This window comes from uncultured Bacteroides sp. (assembly GCF_949298305.1).
In the GTDB taxonomy this organism is placed as follows: domain Bacteria; phylum Bacteroidota; class Bacteroidia; order Bacteroidales; family Bacteroidaceae; genus Bacteroides.
In genome coordinates, this window is sequence record NZ_CASFWU010000023.1 from 23,486 (window position 1) to 42,968 (window position 19,483).

The 19,483-nt window shown below is 57.0% G+C and carries 15 protein-coding genes and 1 tRNA gene; 2 read left to right on the forward strand and 14 right to left on the reverse strand.

The window, feature by feature from the left end; genetic code table 11:
- Positions 1-66: 66 nt before the first annotated feature.
- The 5 genes from Q1Y74_RS04785 to Q1Y74_RS04805 form a co-directional block, all read right to left on the reverse strand.
- On the reverse strand, positions 67-555 hold the full coding sequence (locus Q1Y74_RS04785; RefSeq protein ID WP_300812591.1) for a low molecular weight protein-tyrosine-phosphatase: 489 nt from the start codon (positions 553-555) through the stop codon (positions 67-69).
- A gap of 360 nt (positions 556-915) precedes the next feature.
- Complete coding sequence (priA, locus tag Q1Y74_RS04790; protein WP_300812592.1) at positions 916-3,378, reverse strand: primosomal protein N'; 2,463 nt, start codon at positions 3,376-3,378, stop codon at positions 916-918.
- Between the two features lie 127 nt (positions 3,379-3,505).
- A complete protein-coding gene (locus tag Q1Y74_RS04795) occupies positions 3,506-5,719 on the reverse strand; it encodes a glycoside hydrolase family 3 C-terminal domain-containing protein (protein WP_300812593.1) in 2,214 nt (737 codons plus the stop codon).
- 129 nt (positions 5,720-5,848) lie between these two features.
- Complete coding sequence (locus Q1Y74_RS04800; protein ID WP_300812594.1) at positions 5,849-6,037, reverse strand: hypothetical protein; 189 nt, start codon at positions 6,035-6,037, stop codon at positions 5,849-5,851.
- A gap of 35 nt (positions 6,038-6,072) precedes the next feature.
- A complete protein-coding gene (locus Q1Y74_RS04805; protein ID WP_300812595.1) occupies positions 6,073-6,651 on the reverse strand; it encodes a porin family protein in 579 nt (192 codons plus the stop codon).
- Positions 6,652-6,842: 191 nt separating this feature from the next.
- On the opposite strand from Q1Y74_RS04805, the gene Q1Y74_RS04810 reads away from it, so the two are divergent.
- Positions 6,843-6,931 (forward strand) — tRNA-Ser (locus Q1Y74_RS04810).
- An 86-nt stretch (positions 6,932-7,017) separates the two neighbouring features.
- Here Q1Y74_RS04810 and Q1Y74_RS04815 read toward each other — a convergent pair.
- Genes Q1Y74_RS04815 through Q1Y74_RS04825 form a run of 3 tightly spaced genes read right to left on the reverse strand, consistent with a single transcriptional unit; the run spans position 7,018 to position 10,611 of the window.
- Positions 7,018-7,707: an ABC transporter ATP-binding protein gene (locus Q1Y74_RS04815; RefSeq protein ID WP_300812596.1), complete on the reverse strand. Its 690-nt coding sequence runs from the start codon at positions 7,705-7,707 to the stop codon at positions 7,018-7,020.
- Between the two features lie 29 nt (positions 7,708-7,736).
- Positions 7,737-8,447, reverse strand: a complete 711-nt coding sequence (locus Q1Y74_RS04820) for a tRNA threonylcarbamoyladenosine dehydratase (RefSeq protein ID WP_300812597.1) — start codon at positions 8,445-8,447, stop codon at positions 7,737-7,739.
- Between the two features lie 31 nt (positions 8,448-8,478).
- The gene (locus Q1Y74_RS04825) at positions 8,479-10,611 is read right to left on the reverse strand and encodes a cation:proton antiporter (protein WP_300812598.1); all 2,133 of its coding nucleotides are present in this window, start codon (positions 10,609-10,611) and stop codon (positions 8,479-8,481) included.
- A 224-nt stretch (positions 10,612-10,835) separates the two neighbouring features.
- On the opposite strand from Q1Y74_RS04825, the gene Q1Y74_RS04830 reads away from it, so the two are divergent.
- Positions 10,836-11,843 (forward strand): aspartate-semialdehyde dehydrogenase, encoded by a 1,008-nt coding sequence (locus Q1Y74_RS04830; RefSeq protein WP_300812599.1) that lies wholly within the window; start codon positions 10,836-10,838, stop codon positions 11,841-11,843.
- Between the two features lie 119 nt (positions 11,844-11,962).
- Here the strand turns inward: Q1Y74_RS04830 and Q1Y74_RS04835 are convergent, their stop codons facing one another.
- The 6 genes from Q1Y74_RS04835 to Q1Y74_RS04860 form a co-directional block, all read right to left on the reverse strand.
- Positions 11,963-12,766, reverse strand: a complete 804-nt coding sequence (locus Q1Y74_RS04835; RefSeq protein ID WP_300812600.1) for a nitrilase-related carbon-nitrogen hydrolase — start codon at positions 12,764-12,766, stop codon at positions 11,963-11,965.
- Between the two features lie 47 nt (positions 12,767-12,813).
- Positions 12,814-13,251: an AAA family ATPase gene (locus Q1Y74_RS04840; RefSeq protein WP_366914080.1), complete on the reverse strand. Its 438-nt coding sequence runs from the start codon at positions 13,249-13,251 to the stop codon at positions 12,814-12,816.
- Between the two features lie 84 nt (positions 13,252-13,335).
- Positions 13,336-16,095 carry a substrate-binding domain-containing protein gene (locus Q1Y74_RS04845; protein ID WP_300812601.1) on the reverse strand — a complete coding sequence of 920 codons (2,760 nt, stop codon included), beginning with the start codon at positions 16,093-16,095 and terminating at the stop codon, positions 13,336-13,338.
- A 432-nt stretch (positions 16,096-16,527) separates the two neighbouring features.
- A complete protein-coding gene (locus Q1Y74_RS04850) occupies positions 16,528-17,421 on the reverse strand; it encodes a carbohydrate kinase (RefSeq protein WP_300812602.1) in 894 nt (297 codons plus the stop codon).
- Positions 17,422-17,649: 228 nt separating this feature from the next.
- A complete protein-coding gene (locus Q1Y74_RS04855) occupies positions 17,650-18,822 on the reverse strand; it encodes an MFS transporter (protein WP_300812603.1) in 1,173 nt (390 codons plus the stop codon).
- A gap of 172 nt (positions 18,823-18,994) precedes the next feature.
- Positions 18,995-19,483 (reverse strand): GH36 C-terminal domain-containing protein (locus Q1Y74_RS04860; protein ID WP_300812604.1); only part of this gene is annotated, 489 nt, incomplete at its 5' end.

Below are 19,483 nucleotides of genomic sequence, written 5' to 3' on the forward strand. Positions count from 1 at the left end.
CGGCCCGGACACTCCTGCCCCAAGCCCCTGCCGTCCGGCCGGGCGGAACGCACTCCCCCCCTTCCTTTATTCCTCAGCCATCAGCTTCCGCAGCAGGCCCACGCAGGCATCCTCCAGCAGGTCGAGCACATACTCAAAGCCTTCGGCACCGCCGTAGTAGGGGTCGGGCACGTGGTCGGCCTGCGTGTAGCGCGTGCAGAAGTCCGTCATGCGGCAGATTTTTCGCTCCGCCTCCACCGAGGGGGCCCGTTCCTTCAGGTCTTCTATGTTGCGGTCGTCCATGCCGACAATCAGGTCGAAGTCGTAAAAATCGCCGGTTCTGACGGGACGCGAACGGTGCGTCAGGTCATAACCGCGCCTGATGGCGTGGGCACGCATCCGCGGGTCGGGCAGTTCGCCCTGGTGATAGCTCAAGATGCCCGCCGAGTCTATCACGAACCTGTCCGCCACTCCGGCTTCCTCCACCAGATGCCTCATCACCCCCTCGGCCGAGGACGAACGGCAGATGTTGCCCAGACAGACAAACAGGATTTTCTGTTTCGGTTGTTCTTTCATATTGGTTTTCGCATTGCAATTATTATTTACACCGGACTGAGCCGTAGGAGTGCAAAGATAGCAAACTTGGGCTGATATTCAAAATTCGCCCGAAACAGGCCTTCCTCCACCGCGGAGCGGGACGCGTCAAAGCAAGCGGCTGGCAATCAGCGCGCTGCGGTTGTATAAAGGAGCGAGACTTATAGTCGGGAAAACAGATTTGGGACAGCGGAAAGAGAAATCCGGCCCCCTGTACGGAAGCCGCCTGCATGGTCTTCGGACCATGCAGGCACGGTGTCTGCAGAATGCAAGCACGGTCCGCGGACCGTGCCTGCATCTTCCGCAGAGCGTACAAGCATCTTATACGGAGAAAATTTTTCCTTACATCGGGTCGACATCGTAATAGACGATGAGCGACTTGAAGCGGTCTTCGGCCACCATTTCCTGCTGCACCCTGACGAGCAGCTGGCGGGCTCGGGCCATGGAGGCATTCATCTCAATCTTCAGCACTATCTTGCGGATGAACAGCGTCTGGATGCGGGCCACGGGAGGTTTGTCGGGGCCCAGCACCCGGTTGCCGAAGACGGCTCGCAGCTTGGCGGCCATGGTCTGCGCCATCAGGTCGAGCAGGGTCTCGTTCCGGTTCTTCAGGTAGACGTACACCAGGCGGTAGAAGGGCGGATAGCGGAACATCTGCCGCTCGGCCAGCTGGCCGTCCACCATGCCCTCGTAGTCGTTGGCCATGACCTGCGCAATGATGGGGTGGTCCATGCTCTTGGTCTGCAGCACCACGCAGCCGCGCTTGTTCTTCCGTCCCGCACGCCCCGCCACCTGGGCCATCAGCTGGAAGGCACGCTCGTAGGCTCGGAAGTCGGGATAGTTGAGCATGGTGTCGGCGTTGAGGATGCCCACCACGCTGACGTGGTCAAAGTCCAGCCCCTTGGACACCATCTGCGTGCCTATCAGGATGTCCGTCCCGCCCCGTTCAAAGTCGGCAATGATGCGCTCGTAGGCGGCCCGGGTGCGGGTGGTGTCCAGGTCCATGCGGGCCACGCGGGCTTCGGGGAAGATGGCCTTCACGTCGTCCTCTATCTTCTCGGTGCCGAAACCGCGGTTGCGCAGGTCGGTTCCCTCGCAGGCCGGACAGCGGCGCGGCACGGGCTGGGTGTAGCCGCAGTAGTGGCAGGTGAGCTGGTTCAGCCCCTTGTGATAGGTAAGGCTGACGTCGCAGTTCTTGCACTTGGGCACCCATCCGCAGGTGTGGCACTCTATCATGGGCGCAAAGCCGCGGCGGTTCTGGAAGAGGATGACCTGCTCCTTCCGCCCCAGCGCCTCGCGCACGTGTTGCAGCAGCAAGGGCGAAAAAGGCCCGTTCATGCGCTTCGTGCGGTGCAGTTCCTTGATGTCTACCGGAATGATTTCGGGCAGCTGTATCTCTTTGTAGCGTTCCTTCAGTTCCACCAGGCCGTATTTGCCCGTGGTGGCGTTGTACCACGTCTCCACCGAGGGCGTGGCCGTGCCCAGCAGGGTCTTGGCCCCGTACATCGAAGCCAGTACGATGGCGGCGTTGCGGGCGTGGTAGCGTGGAGCGGGGTCCTGCTGCTTGTAGGTATTCTCGTGCTCTTCGTCCACAATGACCAGCCCCAGGTTGTGGAAAGGCAGGAAGATGGACGACCGTACGCCCAGAATGATGTCATAGCCGTTGTCCGTCAGTTGTTTCTGCCAGATTTCCACCCGCTCCGCATCGGGGAACTTGGAGTGGTAGATGCCCAGCCGCCGTCCGAAGACCCTTTTCAGGCGTTCGGTTATCTGGGTGGTCAGGGCAATTTCGGGCAGCAGATAGAGGACCTGCTTTCCCTGCCGCAAGGCTTCGTCAATGAGATGGATGTAGATTTCGGTCTTGCCGCTGGCAGTGACGCCGTGGAGCAGACAGACGTTCTTCGTGCAGAAGGCCTGCCGGATTTCCCGGAAAGCCCGTTCCTGGTGGACATTCAGCGGGTTGAGCGGTTCGCACCCGGCGGCACTCTGCACCAGGCGGCCCACCTCCTGCCGGTACACCTCGAACACGCCGCGCTGCACCAGCGCGTTGAATACGGCCGGGGTGGCCGAAGCCCGCCTCAGCAGTTCCTGCTTGCTTACTTCCTTCACCTCACGGGCACCCAGACAGCCCGACAGTTCGATGTACTTCATCAGCAGGTCCAGCTGCTTGGGAGCGCGGCGCTGCAGTTCGTCGAAGAAGATGTGCAGGCGGTGTTCGTTGCGGGCATCGGGCGTCAGGCGTACACGGGTCTCGGTCTTGGGACGGTAGGTGCGCTTCAGTTCTTCCTTGACAAAGAGGGCTTCCTTCTCCAGCAGCGACTTGATGACGGGCAGGATGTTGGGCAAGCCACTGTCCTTCTCCAGCTTCGTTACGCTCTGTTCGGGTTCCGCCACAAGCAGGTCCAGCACTTTCTGCTCGCGCCCCGTCAGCGGGGCATCGGCCTCGAAATCGGGATTGTATTCCACCATCGTCTCGCTCTCCAGCTTCAGGCCCGACGGCAGGGCGGCCTTGTAGACGTCGCCCTGCGTACAGAGGTAATAGTCGGCCAGCCACTCCCAGAGTCTGAACTGTGTGGGAAGGAGGACAGGCTGCGCATCCAGCACACACAGCACCTCCTTTACCGTGTACTCCGTGGGGGCAGTGTGGTGTATGCACTTCACAATGCCCGTATAAAACTTCTTCTTGCCGAAGGGCACTACTACACGGCACCCTTCCTGAACGTCTCCGGCCAGGGCGGCAGGCAGGGCGTAGGTGAAAGTCCCGTGAAGGGGCAACGGCAATATGACATCTGCAAACTTATCCATGATACGCGCAAAGATACGACAAAAAAACAGCGCCGCCAATGAAAACCGGCAGCGCTGTTCGCCTATACGGCCCGACTCCCGCAGGCGCGGACTGAAAGCCGGCGGCTTGCGAACCGGGCAGCCGGGCTCATTTCAATTCAAACCGGACTGTTCCCCTGATGTCCGTAGACGAGGCGCCTATATAGACCTTGAACTTGCCCGGCTCGGCCACCCAGGCCTTGGCGGCTTCATCGTAGAACTTCAAATCGTCAGGAGTAACGGTAAAGGTTACGGTCTGTTCTTCCCCCGGAGCGAGTGCAACCTTTGCAAAGTGCTTCAGTTCCTTCAGCGGGCGCAGCACGCTGCATTCCTCGTCGCCGATATAGAGCTGCACGACTTCCTTGCCGGCCATGTTGCCTTCGTTCTTTACGGGAACGGTTATCGTCAGCGAGCCGTCGGCAGCCATCGTCCTGGCCGAGGCCACAGGCTTGCCATAGGCAAAGGTGGTATAGCTCAGTCCGTGTCCGAAAGGAAACAGAGCCGGAATTTTCCGTGTGTCGTACCAGCGATACCCCACCAGTATGTCTTCCTTATACTCCTGACGGACGCCGTCGCCCGGATAGCTCAGTGCATCGAAAGCGTGTGCACCGCAGTCCGTCAGCCTGACCGGGAAGGAGAAAGGCAGCTTGCCGCTGGGGTTGACCGTACCGCCCAAGACATCGGCCAACGACTGCCCGCCCATGGAACCGAGATACCAGCCCTGTACAATGGCAGGCACCCTCTCTACCCACGGCATCTCCACGGCATTGCCGCTGAGCAATACCAATACCAGATTCGGGTTCACCTCCAACAAAGCCTCAATCAGTTCGTCCTGTCCGTAAGGCAAGCCGTAGTCCACACGGTCGCCCCCCTCGCAGTCCTGCAAATAATTCTTGTTCAATCCGCCCACCAGAATCACCAGTCCGGCCTGTTTGGCCATCTCTACCGCCTCGTCACGAAGCGAGTCCGCCACCTGCTGCGGAATCTTGCCTGCCTGGCCGTACATGGGAGCATCGGCGGCATAGCCGCGGGCATATCGTACCTTGTTGCCATACAGGGCGCGCAGGCCGTCCAGCGGCGTCACCGTTTCCTTTGCCTTCAGTTCGGAAGAACCTCCGCCCTGCGTCAACACTCGGACGGCATTGTCGCCCACAACCAGAATCTGCCGGTAACGGTCTGCGGCAATCGGCAGCAAGGGCTCACCTTTCCGGGACAGAGGCCGGTTCTTCAGCAGTACGATGCCCTCATCGCCTATCTCGCGGGCCGTGGCATAGTGTTCGACCGTACAAAGAGAGCCGTAAGGCTTCTGCCGGTTCATGGCCGTACGGAAAATAAGCCGGAGGATACGCGAGGCTTTGTCATCAATCGTGCTCATAGGCACCTTACCCTCCTTCAGCATCTGCAAATAAGGGCGTGCCAGGTAATAGTCGTCGTAGGTAAACTGGCTCTCCGAAGTCAGGCCGTTGGTATAAGAGCCCATTTCAATGTCCATCCCGTTGACAGCGGCCTCGTAGGTGTCGTGCGCACCGCCCCAGTCTGTTATCACGCAACCGTCAAACTTCCAGTCTTCTTTCAATATCTTATTCAGAGTAAGTTCGTTATGGCAGGCGTGCTGGCCCCGTATCTTGTTGTAGGCCCCCATAATGCTCCACGCTCCGCCCTGCTGCACCGCAGCCTTGAAAGCCGGGAGATAGATTTCGTAGAGGGCACGGTCGCTAAGATTCACATCAATGTGGTCGCGCCACTGTTCCTGATTGTTCAGGGCATAATGTTTCACGCAGGCCGCCACGCCATTCTTCTGCAGTTCCTGGATGTAGGGCACACACATCACACTGGACAGGTAAGGGTCCTCGCCCATGTACTCGAAGTTGCGTCCGTTCAGCGGCGTGCGGTAAATATTGACACCGGGCCCCAGCAGAACGTCTTTCTTTCGATACCGGGCTTCTTCACCGATAGCCTTACCGTATTTTGCAGCCATTTCGGGATTCCACGTAGCCGCCAGGCAGGTCAGTGCCGGAAAGGCAGTAATGCTGTCGTTCGTCCAGTTGGCATAGCCCCAGTCATTCCAGTTGATTTCGGCACGAACGCCGTGAGGTCCGTCGCTCATCCACAGTTCCGGAATGCCCAACCGGGGAACGCCTGCACTGCTAAACTTGCTTTGCGCATGGCAAAGGGCCACTTTCTCTTCCAGTGTCATCCGGTTGAGAGCATCTTCCACTCGTTTTTCAATAGGTTGGGCATCATCCAGGTAAACAGGAGTTTGTGCCGACAGGATTCCCATCGAGCTTCCCAACAATAAAGTAACCAAAAATAGCTTTTTCATTTTCCCCTTAAATTTGCAACACTATAAACGTTGTTTTTCATAAATAGCCGGGCTCATGACACCCATCACCCGGAAGCCTGCCTGAAACAAAGAGCAGCATGCTTCAGTGTTGCATGGAGAGAAAGCAAACTACCCCTTGACAGACATGGCAAAAATAAGGATAAATCCGGAAGAAACAACCTGTTTCTGAAAGGAATATTCCTTACCTGCACCACAAAGGAACACCCGGACACCCATACAAACGGTGCATGCCAGGGTCTGGAAGCGGCCTGAAAGAAAAAAGGCACTGCCGATAAGAATCGGCAGTGCCTTCGTCATATTGTCAACACATAATCCTTGTATGCGCTTTAGCTTTAGAAGATGTAAGCGGCAGAAATTTGCCAAGTCTTGGTCTTTCCGTTACCACCAATTTCATCTACAATAGCATCAGTTGCATTCTTCAATGAGAAACTGTCACCCAGCGGAATCTGGTAGTTCACACCAACCTGCAGATGCTTGATTAACTTCACACCGACACCCAGGTTCAAACCGACCTGTGTCTTATTGGTTTTTACATTCTCCCAATCAATATCCTTGAAATTGAAGAAGAAATCAGGACCGGCTGCCACGTAAACACCCAGCAAACTGCCCAACCCGATGGTATATTTCAGATTGACAGGTATCTCAATGCCCTGCTGTTTCCAGTCATCCTCACCGCGCTGGGAGTACATCAATGCTCCATCCACTCCCAAGCCCAACACAGGAATAGTGATTTCCGCCATAGGACCGATAAAGAAACCGGTTGTATTGTCACTTGTGCCGACGTTCTTCACATCCAGCTTTGACATATTCAAACCACCTTTTACACCGAACTTGATAAGCTGAGCTTGAGCCGGCATAGCCATAGCCAGACAGCATACGGCCAATACGAATACACTTAAAATCTTTTTCATAATTCTAATATGTTTAAATTGTCGAGACAAATATATACAAATTCTTCTAACGAGAAACAACAATGACTCAAAAATGTTCGGAAAACAAGGAAAAGGAATCGGACAAAAACAAATATGACGGAAAAAACAAAAAAAATAGGTCCTCGCAATGCCATCATTCAGAAAAAGGTATTACTTTTGCCACGTCAAAAGGAAAGATGCCAGAGTGATCGAATGGACCGGACTCGAAATCCGGCGAACGGCTTATGCTGTTCCGTGGGTTTGAATCCCACTCTTTCCGCTTCAAAAAAATAGAGATTAAGCCTTGGCTCAATCTCTATTTTTCTTTTCTGCCCTTATCATCTGTCAGGTTCCTTACACCATCCTTCAGCCCCCGCATTCCTCTTTCTGTCCGCATAAACCGGCATCAACCACAGCGCCGTCCTTCAGATGAATGGTGCGGTCGGTGATGCGGGCCAGGCTCTCGTCGTGGGTCACGATGACAAACGTCTGCCCCAGGCGGTCGCGCAGGTCGAAGAAGAGTTGGTGAAGTTCGTCCTTGTTATGGGTGTCGAGGCTGCCCGAAGGCTCGTCGGCCAGCACTACGGCCGGGCGGTTGATGAGGGCGCGGGCTACGGCCACTCGCTGCTTCTCGCCGCCGGACAGTTCGCTGGGCTTGTGCGAGGCGCGGTCGGCAAGACCCATCAGATTCAGCATGTCGAGGGCGGCAGACTTGGCCTCCTGCTGGCCGCTGCCGGCAATGAAGGCGGGAATCATGACGTTCTCCAGCGCGGTGAACTCGGGCAGCAGCTGGTGAAACTGGAAGACGAAGCCGATGCGGCGGTTGCGGAAGGCGGAGAGCTCGCGTTCCTTCAGGCGGTTCACTTCCGTGCCGTCTATGCGGACCATGCCCGTATCGGGTGCGTCCAGCGTACCCATAATCTGTAGCAAGGTGGTTTTTCCGGCACCGCTGGGTCCAACGATGCTCACCACTTCGCCTTTCTCTATCTGCATGTCGATGCCCCTGAGCACTTGCAGGGAACCGAAACTCTTGGTGATGCCTTCCAACTGAATCATATTCTTCTTTCACTACAGTTATATTCGTTTTACAATCGTCTGATGACATACTCCGCCAGGTAGCAGCCGAAAACGGCGGGCATGTAGCTCACCGTGCCGCAGGTGGACTTTTTGTTCTGCTCGTCATCAGTCAGGAGGACGGCGTTCGGGTCAGCCTGCTCGGTACTGAACACGACGGGCAGTTTGTGGCGGATGCCCATCTTCTGGAGCCGCTTGCGCACAGCCTTGCTCAGCCCGCAATGGTAGGTGTCCCAAATGTCGGCAAACCGTATCTGCGTGATGTCGCTCTTGGCTCCCGCCCCCATACTGGACACAATCTTAATGCGTCGTCTCAGTGCCTCGGCTATGAGGTGACACTTGGGCGAGAGGGTGTCGATGGCATCGACCACGAAGTCGTAGCGGTCGGCGTCGAGCAGCGCGGGGATGTTCTCGTCCTTCAGGAAGACGGGCAGCACGTTGAGCTGCACCTCGGGGTTGATGTCGCGGAAGCGGGCGGCCAGCACTTCGGCTTTCGGCTGCCCCACGGTGGAGTGCAGCGCGGGCAGCTGGCGGTTGATGTTGGTGGGCTGCACGGTATCGGCATCGACCAGCGTCAGACGCCCCACTCCGGCGCGGCAAATCATCTCGGCGGCATAGGCGCCCACGCCGCCCAGCCCAACCACCAGCACATGGGCACGGGCCAGGCGATTCATCTTCTCTTCACCCAGCAGGATGCGGGTACGTTGTTTCCAGTCTTCCATCGGTCAGCTGTTATATATATAATAAGGTATATCAACCATTCTTCTTGAACCACTTGTAGAACCATTTGCCCACCTTCTCGTAGTGCTGCGCCTCGTTGTTGCCACGCGGGTTGGAGAAGGACATGGCATCCTGCGGCTCGCCCAACTGGTCGGGATAGAGCACAATCAGGCTGTTGTTGGCAAAGTAACGGCCCAACTGGGCAGGCAGTTTCTCGAACGAGCTGTCATAGGAAATGGAGCCCGGACGCGCACTGATGATAACCAGCAGGTGGTCGTAGTTGACCTGTCCTGTCAGCAGGAGCAAATCGCCCCAGTCGTCCAGCAGGGTGAAATCGGTCATAGTCTGCCCATACTTCTTTCCTATTAACGCTTGCAGGCGCGGTGTGGTTTCCTCGTTGGCAAAGAAATGCACGCGGCATCCCAGCGTGGTGCCCATGCGGCAGAAGTGCTCCACCCACTTCTGGAAACCGGCTTCGTACTCCGCCTTGGGAGGAACGGCCACGATGATGCGGCGCAGGGTGTTGATGGGGATGAGGAACTTGGACACCATGACTTCGCGGTGAAGTCCCTTCAGCAGGTTTTCGGTGAGCATACCGAAGAAGGAATCGACGATGGTGGCCTTGCGGTGCAGACCGATGATGACGTCCGTCACGCCGTGCTCCTTGGCCGTATGGATGATGCCTGCGGCAATGTTCAGGTCGTAGCGGCTGATTTGCTTCAGGTTGACGTCGGCCGAGGCCGTAATCATGGCCGCCTTCTCCAGGTAGCGTTTCCCGCGCGCTTCGGAGTTACCCGAGTTGTTGCTGTCGTTCACCACATTGAGGGCTATCAGGTTGTCCTTCATCTTCGGGTCGCGTATCACCAGCGAGAGGTTCATCAGGTCTTCTATTGTGTCGGGATTGGCCACAGAAATCAATATCTTCTCAGGCTCGCGAGAACGGTCTTCCTCCAAGTGCGCCTCATCCATGGCTATCTTGCGGGCAGCACGCTCGGTGATGAACGAGCTGACCACGCACGTCACCAGGATGAGCAGTACGGTGCCATTCAGCACGTCCTCGTTCAGCAAGCGTTCACCATTGGGCAGGATGATGCCGTAACCCACCAGCACCGCTGCCAGCGTGGCCGCCGCCTGTGCCGTGCTCAGTCCGTACATGGACTGCCGTTCCAGCGCGGACATGCCGTATATCTTCTGCGTCAGCCAGCAGGCAATCCATTTGCCCAGCAGGGCCATTACAATCATCACGCCCGCCACCTTCAACGCGTCGCCGTGGCCGAAGATGACGTGGATGTCAATCAGCATCCCCACCCCTATCAGGAAGTAGGGGATGAACAGCGCGTTGCCCACAAACTCCAGGTGGTTCATCAATGGAGATACATGCGGTATCAGGCGGTTCAGCACCAGACCCGCCAGGAAGGCGCCCAGGATGCCCTCCATGCCCACGAACTCCATCAGACCCGCACCCAGAAAGACCAGGGCGAGGACGAAGATGAACTGCATCACGTTGTCGTCGTAGCGGCGGAAGAACCAGCGCCCGATGCGCGGGAAGGACCAGATGATGAGCGAGCCCAGGAAGATGACCTTCACCACCAGCCACAGCCAGAACAGCCCGCCCGACTCGCCTTTGAACAAGCCGCCCACTACGGCCAGGACGAGCAGCGTCAGCGTGTCCGTCACCGCCGTACCGCCTACGGCTATGACCACGCTGCGATGGCGCGACACGCCGTAACGGATGACAATGGGGTAAGCCACCAGTGTGTGCGAGGCATACATGCTGGCCAGCAGCACCGACGTCAGCACGCCGTACTTCAGCAGCGAGACGTTGGCCACAAAGCCTATCACGATGGGCACCACAAAGGCCAGCACGCCCAGCACCAGGGCCTTGCCCTTGTTCTGTTTCAGGTCGCCCATGTTCATTTCGAGCCCGGCCAGGAACATGATGTAGTACAGGCCTACCTTGCCGAACAGTTCGAAGCTGCTGTCGCGAGCCAGGATGTTGAACCCGTGCTCGCCGATGACCAGTCCCGCCAGAATCATGCCGATGATGTGCGGAATGCGCAGCTTGTTGAGCAGCATCGGGGCAAACAAGATGATGAGGAGTACAAGGAGGAATATCCATGTAGGATCCGTAATGGGAAGGTTCAGAGTAAAGTCAAGCCAATCCATAAGCTGCTCGTTTAGGGGTTTCAGGTGCAAAAATAAGAAAAAACTCGGCAGGTGCCACCACGGCCCTGCCAATATTTGCGCACACCCGGCAGAACAAGGCAAGGCCTTTCTGCAACGAAAAACACAAAAAACGTAGCCTCGAGTAGCAGAGAAAACATAAAATGTTGTAAATTTGCGGCTTGAATTGACATTCTACAAATTACATAAAAAAACAAAGAAAGAAAATGAAAGTAGCAATTGTTGGAGCAAGCGGAGCCGTGGGACAGGAGTTCCTGCGAGTGCTCGATGAGAGAAATTTTCCGTTGGACGAGTTAGTGTTGTTCGGTTCGAAACGCAGTGCAGGCACGAAATACACCTTCCGCGGTAAACAGATCGAGGTCAAACTCTTGCAACACAACGATGACTTTAAAGGTGTGGACATAGCTTTCACTTCCGCCGGAGCAGGCACCTCCAAAGAATTCGCCGAGACCATCACCAAGTATGGCGCCGTAATGATAGATAACTCCAGTGCCTTCCGCATGGATGCCGACGTGCCCCTCGTGGTGCCCGAAGTCAATCCCGCTGACGCCAAGGACCGTCCGCGCGGCATCATAGCCAACCCCAATTGCACTACCATCCAGATGGTCGTTGCGCTGAAGGCCATTGAACAACTGTCGCACATCAAGACGGTACACGTGTCCACCTACCAGGCTGCCAGCGGTGCCGGAGCCGCCGCTATGGACGAGCTGTACACGCAATATCGCCAGGTGCTGGCCGGAGAGCCCGTCACCGTGGAGAAGTTCGCCTACCAGCTGGCCTTCAACCTCATCCCGCAGATTGACGTGTTCACCGACAACGGCTATACGAAGGAAGAGATGAAAATGTACAACGAGACGCGCAAAATCATGCACTCCGACGTCAAGGTGAGCGCCACCTGCGTACGCGTGCCCGCCCTCCGCTCCCACTCCGAGAGCATCTGGGTGGAGACCGAGCGCCCCATCTCCGTGGAAGAGGCCCGCGAAGCCTTCAGCAAGGGCGAGGGACTGGTGCTGATGGACAATCCTGCCGAAAAGGAATATCCCATGCCGCTCTTCCTGGCCGGGAAGGACCCCGTCTACGTGGGCCGCATCCGCAAGGACCTGACCAACGACTGCGGACTGGCATTCTGGATTGTAGGCGACCAAATCAAGAAGGGAGCCGCCCTGAACGCCGTACAGATTGCCGAATGGCTCATTAAGGAGAACGCCCTCTAAGCCCTCTGCCGGGCATACATAAACAGAAGGCCACAGACTTCCTTCAGCGGGACTCAGTCCCCAAAGGATGTCTGTGGTCTTCTGTTTTTCGGTATGCCGCAGGGGAAGCGACCGACGGATTATTCATCGCGCGCCGTCGCCCTGACAATCTCGTCCGCATAGTCGCGGCTTCGGGCAGCCACGTCGCCGGTGGGCGTCAGCAGGCAGCTTTCGCCCCGGTAGACCAGTCCCGTCGGGTCGGTGCCCGCACAGTTCACCGCCGCCACCCAGGCCCGGTTCTCCACCGCCCGCTCCTTCAGCAGCCGGTTCCAGTCATCGCGCCGTGTTTCGGGCCAGTTGGCTATGTACAGCGCCATGTCGTACGTGCCGTCGTTGCGGCTCCAGTCGGAGAAACGCAGGTCGTAGCAGATGAACGTGGCCAGCCGCCATCCCTTCCAATGGAGCACCAGCCGTTCCTTGCCCGCCGAAAAACTGCCCTTCTTGAAGCAGTTGTGCTTGTCGTAGTGCAGGCAGGTACCGTCGGGGTAAGCGGCCAGCAGGCGGTTGTAGTATTTTCCTTCTTCCTGATAGACGGTGGAGCCTATCACCAGCGCGCCCGTCCGTGCGGCCCACTCCAGCATGGCGGCCCTGACAGCGGCATAAGAGGCGGCCACCTCGTCTTTCGAAGCTACGGCAACGGCAGCGGGTTTCTTCTTCATCTCGCAGCCGGAAACAAACAGTTCGGGGAAGACAATCACGTCGCAGTCCGTACAGCGGTCCACCCGCTCTCCGAAGGCCGACAGATTCTTCTCCACATCGCCCCAGGCCAGATGGGCCTGCACCAGCGCCATCCGCAGGGAGTCGGCCTTGTCCTGCGCCGCCACCCCCGCAGAAAGGAGGAGGCCCCATACACAAGCAGCCATTACACGCACCCAGTTAGTCATACAGCCGTTATTTCTCATTCAATAATATGGATTGACAAACGTTTATTCTACCCTCCAGTCGCTGATGGTGCCCGTCTCTGACGAGAACGCGGCACCTCTACAAAGCGGTCGCCGTAACCCAACTCGTTTTCGCGGCAAGGCAGTTCGTACCGCTTCTCCCACTCGGATACATGGAAGTTGATTTTCTTCTCCAATTCGCCGGGATTGGTATCATTGGTTCTGTTGAAGTCCACATGGAACACGGGATAAGCATTCCTCTCCGTCTCCAGCCGCTCGATGGCCATCCCGCGGAACAAATCCTTGCGGCCATCGAAGCAGTTCTTCAGGGTGGACACCAGCAGGCTCTTGCCGAAGCGGCGCGGGCGGCTCAGAAAGCAGATGCTGCTCTCGTGGGTCAGCCGATAGAGTAATTCCGTCTTGTCCACATAAACATAACCGTCCTCGACGATGCGGTCGGAACTCTGTATTCCAATGGGATACTTCATAAATCAACGTTTTACTACTCCCGCAAAGATAAGGGATTTAACGAATAAAGGGAACTGAAAGGACCGAGAAAATGAGATTCGTTTCTAACTACCTCCATCCTTCCGCTTCAGAAAGTCCGTAGGATTTTCTCCAAAGTACTCCTTGTAGCATTTGGTGAAGTAGGAGGGAGAGCTGAAGCCCACTTCGTAGGTGATTTCGGCCACTGTCTTGTCGGTGGAGGCCAACAACGAGGCGGCCCGCTTGAGGCGGGCGATGCGCAGCAGTTCGTTGGGCGAATAGCCGCACAGGGCCTTCGTCTTACGGTACAGCTGCACGCGGCTCAGGCCAATCTCTCCTCCCAGGTCTTCCACGCTGAGGTTGGGGTCGGACAGGCGGTCGTCTATCAGGCGGTGCAGTTTCTCCATGAAGCCCTTGTCCACGTCTGTAACAGGCGACTTCTGTAACGGGGCATTGCTGCCGTCGGCAAAGAAATGCTGCAAACGCCGGCGGTTCTCGATGAGATTGCGCAGGCGCACAGTGAGCAGCTGCGCGCTGAATGGCTTGGAGATGTACGAGTCCGCCCCACACTCGTACCCCTTTATCTTCTGCTCGTCCACAGCATAGGCCGTGAGCATCATCACGGGAATGTGGGATGTCTGCAACTCCGACTTCAAACGGCGGCAGCACTCCATGCCGTCCATCACAGGCATCATCACGTCGCAGATGATGGCATCGGGCACGTACTTCATGGCCTGCTGCACGCCTTCCTGCCCGTTGGCTGCTTCAATGACGTTGTATCTTTCCTGCAAGACGGAGCGCACGTAGTCACGGATGTCCTGGTTGTCGTCTATCACCAGGATGGTTTCCTTGTCTTCGGGCGGCGTGTCGCTGACTGCCGTCTGCACGGTTTCCTGGTCGGCAGCCAGCACGGCTCCTTCCTTCAGACTGGGCGGCACGACCGTGCGAACCGTTTCCGGTTCCAAGACGCCGCTCTGCTGTGCAGGCATCTCGATGGTGAAGCGCGTGCCTTTGCCTTCGGCTGTATCTACACGGATGGTGCCGTGGTGCATCTCCACAAAAGCCTTCACCAGTGCCAGACCGATGCCCGAACCGGCGTGGTGTACGTCTATCTGATAGAAGCTCTCAAAAATGTGCTGCACATGCTCGGCAGGCATTCCCACACCCGTATCGGTCACCTGCAGGCAGACACGGCGGTCGTCTCCGCAGCCGGCAAGGGCCAGGTTCACGCTGACACTGCCGTTCTCGGGCGTAAACTTGAAGGCATTGGAGAGAAGGTTGTAGACAATGCGCTCCATCTTCTCGGCATCGGCCGTCACGGTATAGTCGCCGGCCACGTCCGCCTCGATGCGGAAGTGGATGTGCTTGCGGAAGGACAGGGTGCGGAAGGCATCGGTCCACTCCATGAGCGAGGCGCGAAGGTCGAAACGGCTCAGGCGGAGCTGGAGCTTGCCGTTCTCGAACTTGCGGAAGTCCAGTATCTGGTTCACCAGGCGCAGCAGTACGGTGACATTCTTGTGGATTATGTTCAGCAGGAAGCGCTGGTGTTCGTCCAGATTGGTGCTCTGCTGCAGCTGGTCTACGGGGTCGGCAATGAGGGTAAGCGGAGTGCGGAAGTCGTGGGAAACGTTGGTGAAGAAGGCCAGCTTGGCATGGGTGGCCTCCTCCAGCCGCCGCGACAGGGTGATGAGCTGGTCGCGCTGTTCTTCCAACTGTTTCTTCTGTCTGGACAGTTCCGTGTTCAGGCGGTTCTTGGTCCAGAAGGCACGCACCACGAAGACCAGCAGCGCCGCCACCAGCACCAGAATGACGATGCAGGCGTAGAGGAACATGCGCTGGGCCGAGTAGCGCAGCAGGAAGGCGTCGAGCTGGCTGTTCAGCTTCTCAATCTTTCCGTCCAGCGTGGCAATGTGTGCCGTCTGCATCTGCATCACATGGGCGTTCTGCCGGTTGACGGGGGCAGTGGACAGCAACGTCTCGTGCGGATAGTTGCGCCCTTCCAGAATGTTCATGGCTACCTGTACCACGTGGTCGCCGCCCGTAGGATAAATGAAGGTGCCGTCCAGCGTACCGTCGGCCACCAACTCGACGCCCAGCCCCTTGCCGGGCAGTGCATCCACTCCCACAAACAGCATCTCCCGCTCACGACCGCGGCGCACGGCTGCCTCGTGGGCGCCTGCCGCCATGGGATCGTTGTGGGCAAACACCAGGTCAATCTGCGGTTGGCAGGCCAGGATGGAGTCGAAAGCCTGCTCGGCCGACTGTCTGAACCAGCCTGCATCGGCACTGGCCACCACCTGTATGCCGGGTACGAGCGACAGCACGTCCATCATCCCCCGATGGCGGTCGGCCGCAGGTGTAGACCCCCGCAGGCCCGTCAGTTCCACAATTTTTCCTTTGCCGTGCAGGCGGGCGGCTATGTAGTGGCCTATCTGCCGTCCCATCTCATAGTTATCGGCTCCTACGTAGGCGGTATAGTGGTCTGAATTGATGCGGCGGTCCACCAGCACCACGGGAATGCCCTTGGCATAAGCCTTCTCAACCACGGGCGCAATGGCTTCGGCCTCGTTGGGAGCCACGACAATCAGGTCCACTCCCTCGCGGATAAAGCGTTCGATGTCCGCTATCTGCCGCGCGTTGTCGTCGCCTGCCGAGCGGATGTCCACCTCCACACCGGGATAGAACAGAGCCTCGCGGCGTATTTCCTTGTTCATCTGTGTGCGCCAGGCGTCGTCGCTGCATTGCGACACGCCGATGACATAGCGTGCCTTCTCGCCACTACAGGCATTGAACAGCAGGCTGAGGGCGCACAGAGCGCCGAGCACAAGGCCAAAAGAGCGTTTCATGGTTCTTCGTTATTGGTTAGGATGGACAAAGATAAAAAAAGACGGGCGCAGAAAAAAACAAGCCTGCCCGTTTTTTTATGCCAAGTCGTCTCACATATTCTTCATAATTAACGATTCTGGGGAAGAAGCAGGAAAGGGTAGGGATTTGTTTGTCCGGATATGGCAGGTTGCCGCATCCTTTGTAGAACCACAGATGACACAGACAAGAAACGGAGATTTTCACAGATTGAAACGAATGTACCTTCTCCGTTAATTCAGTGTTTTCAATGGATTGAAAAACTGAAATTAGGTAGCAGAATGATTACTGCTTTCCCCCCTTTATACGACGCTTGCATTACGTTTGCTCCATGCAAGCACGGCTCGCGGACCGTGCTTGTGTCGTTCGCGAGCCGTGCAAGCTTCCTGTAAACGGAGGATAAGCAGTGCCGGAGGTCAGGCCAGGCGGCTGGTCAGCGACTCGGGCAGTACGGGCATGGCGCCCTGCTGCGTGCAGACGTAGGCCGATGTGTCGACGGCCAGCCGATGGGCATCGGCCACGGAAAGCCCCTTGAGCGTGGCGGCCACGAAGGAGGCGGTAAACGAGTCGCCGGCCCCCACGGTGTCGGCAACCTGCACCTTCGGTGTCTCTACAAACGAGATGTGACCGGGCGTGAAGACGTAGCTGCCGTTGACGCCGCAGGTCAGGATGAGCATCTTCAGGTCGTACTTGGCCAGCAGAATCCAGCACTTGTCCTGCAGGTCGATGCCGGGATAGCCGAACATGCGGCTCACGGTAACCAGTTCCTCGTCGTTAATCTTCAGGATGTTGCAGCGACGGAACGATTCGCACAGGATTTCTTTCGTATAGAAGCTCTGGCGCAGGTTGATGTCGAATATTTTCAGCGTGTCGGCATCGGCGGGCATGGCGTCGAGAAAACGGTGGATGGTCTGACGCGACACGATGCTGCGCTGGGCCAGCGAGCCGAAGCAGACGGCGCGCGTCTGTCGGGCCAGCCCTTCGAGGGCCTGCGTGTAGGGAATGTTGTCCCAGGCCACCCCTTCCTTGATGTCATAGCAAGGCACGCCCTCGGCGTCCAGTTCCACCTGGACGGTTCCCGTGGGGTAGGGCACGATTTCCACCATGCCGTAAAGCTGCTTCTGGCGGAAGCTGTCCAGTATCTCCGTGCCCAGTTTGTCCTGTCCCACGGCACTCACCACACGGCTGTTCAGGCCGAACTGCGACACGTGGTAGGCAAAGTTGGCGGGCGCCCCGCCCAGTTTTTTCCCTTCGGGCAGCACGTCCCACAGTGCTTCGCCCATTCCGACTACAATTGGTTGATTATTCATGGTTGTTGGTTTTTAATAGTTGACGAGTTGACAAGAGAATTAGTTAGTTGACAAGTAGACAAGGCTACAGACTACAAGGGCGGCCTTGTTTTTATTAGTGGACGAGTTGACAAGGCATCAGGCCACAAGGACTGCCTCGTGGTCTCGTTTACTTGTCCACTCGTCTACTTGTCTACTCGTTAACTCGTTAACTTGTTCACTTGTCCACTCATTAACTCGTTAACTCGTTTACTTGTTCACTTGTTTAATTTTCAGCGTATAGCCTATCAGATAGAGCACGCCGACCGTCATCACGGCCACGGCACCACTCTGGCCTACTGCATCGCTGGCCACACCCATCAGCAGCGGGAACACCGTGCCGCCGAAGAGGCCCATAATCATCAGACCCGAAACCTCGTTCTTCTTCTCGGGCACCGTTGTCAGCGCCTGCGCGAAGATAATGGGGAACACATTCGAGTTGCCGAAGCCGATGAGGGCGATGCAGGCGTAGATGACGTAGTGGGCGTCGGACACCAGCAGTCCTGCCATTGCCACCAGCATGCAAGCTACACTGATGCCCAGGAAGCAGCGTGCAGACAGGTGTTGCAGGATGAACGTACCCAGCAGGCAGCCCGCCGTACGGAAGATGAAGTAAAGGCTCGTGGCAAATCCCGCCTCTTCGAGCGTCAGCCCCACACGTTCCATCAGCAGTTTGGGAGCCGTGGTGTTGGTGCCCACGTCGATGCCCACGTGGCAGACAATGCCCAGGAAGCACAGCAGGATGAACGGACGGCCCAGCAGGCGCAGGCAGTCGGCAAAGCCCGATGCCTGGTCGGGTTTCTCTTCCTCGATGGGTGTAGACGACAGCCACAGGATGGCAATGACGGCCACTACCATGTAGACGGGGAACAGCACACGCCAGCCCAGTCCGAAAGTAGGCATGGCCTGCGTAGCGCCCCACATGGCGATGTAAGGAGCCAGAAACGAAGCGATGGCCTTGACAAACTGTCCGAAGGTGAGCGAACTGGCCAGGCGGTCGCCCGTGATGATGTTGCTCAGCAGCGGGTTGAGCGAAGTCTGCATCAGTGCATTACCGATGCCCAGCAGCGAGAAGGAACAGAGCATCAGCCCATAACCGTCGCCAAAGAGCGGCAGCAGCAGCGACACGGCGGTCACCAGCAAACTGAGCAGCACGGTGCGCTTCCGCCCGATGCGGTTCATCAGCATCCCCGTCGGCACGGAGAAGATGAGGAACCAGAAGAAGACAAGCGACGGAAAAATATTGGCCTGCGAGTCCGTCAGCCCCAAGTCGGCCTTCACATAATTGGAAGCGATACCCACCAGGTCAACAAAGCCCATGGCGAAAAAGCAAAGCATGACGGGTATCAGCCTTCCGTATTTCATTTGTTGTTTTGCGGTCATTGTTTTTAAGAAGTTAGAGAAGTGAAGGAATAAAGGAATGAAGAAGTTAAGGAGTTAAGCCAATACTTTGACTTACGATTATTGTGTTCTGCTTTAAAGACAACAGACAAGTATAGGGAATTGGCTTAACTTCTTAACTTCTTCACTTCTTAACTCCTTAATTCATAAATATTCATTCTACCTCCGTCAGTTCCACCACCCGACTCTGCATCGGCCGGAAGCCGAAAGCGTCGAGTCCCACCTTCATCAGATAATCGCCCGAAAGCACTTTGCCGTTGGCAGGCAGTGTGGACTGTGTACCGGGCATCAGGTTGATTTCCTCTACCTTGTAACGCTTCGTCGGGTCAAGTCCCTGCAAGCGGACGGGCAGCAGTTTCTCCTGATAGCGCGGATAGACATCGTAGGCAAAGAGTACGGCCTTGCGGCAGTCCGTGCTCACGTAGTTCACCGCCATGTGGTTGCTTTCGTAGGGCGACACCAGACGGTACTGTATGCCGTCGAGGATGACGGGTTGCAGACGTTTCCAGTTGGCCACGGCCGTCTGGCAGTAGAGCAGTTCGTCGGCACTCAGCTCCTTCAGCCCCAGGTCGAAGCCCAGCTTGCACATGGAAGCCACATCGGTACGGAACTTTACGGAGGCCGCCTTGTTCCAGCTCGTCAC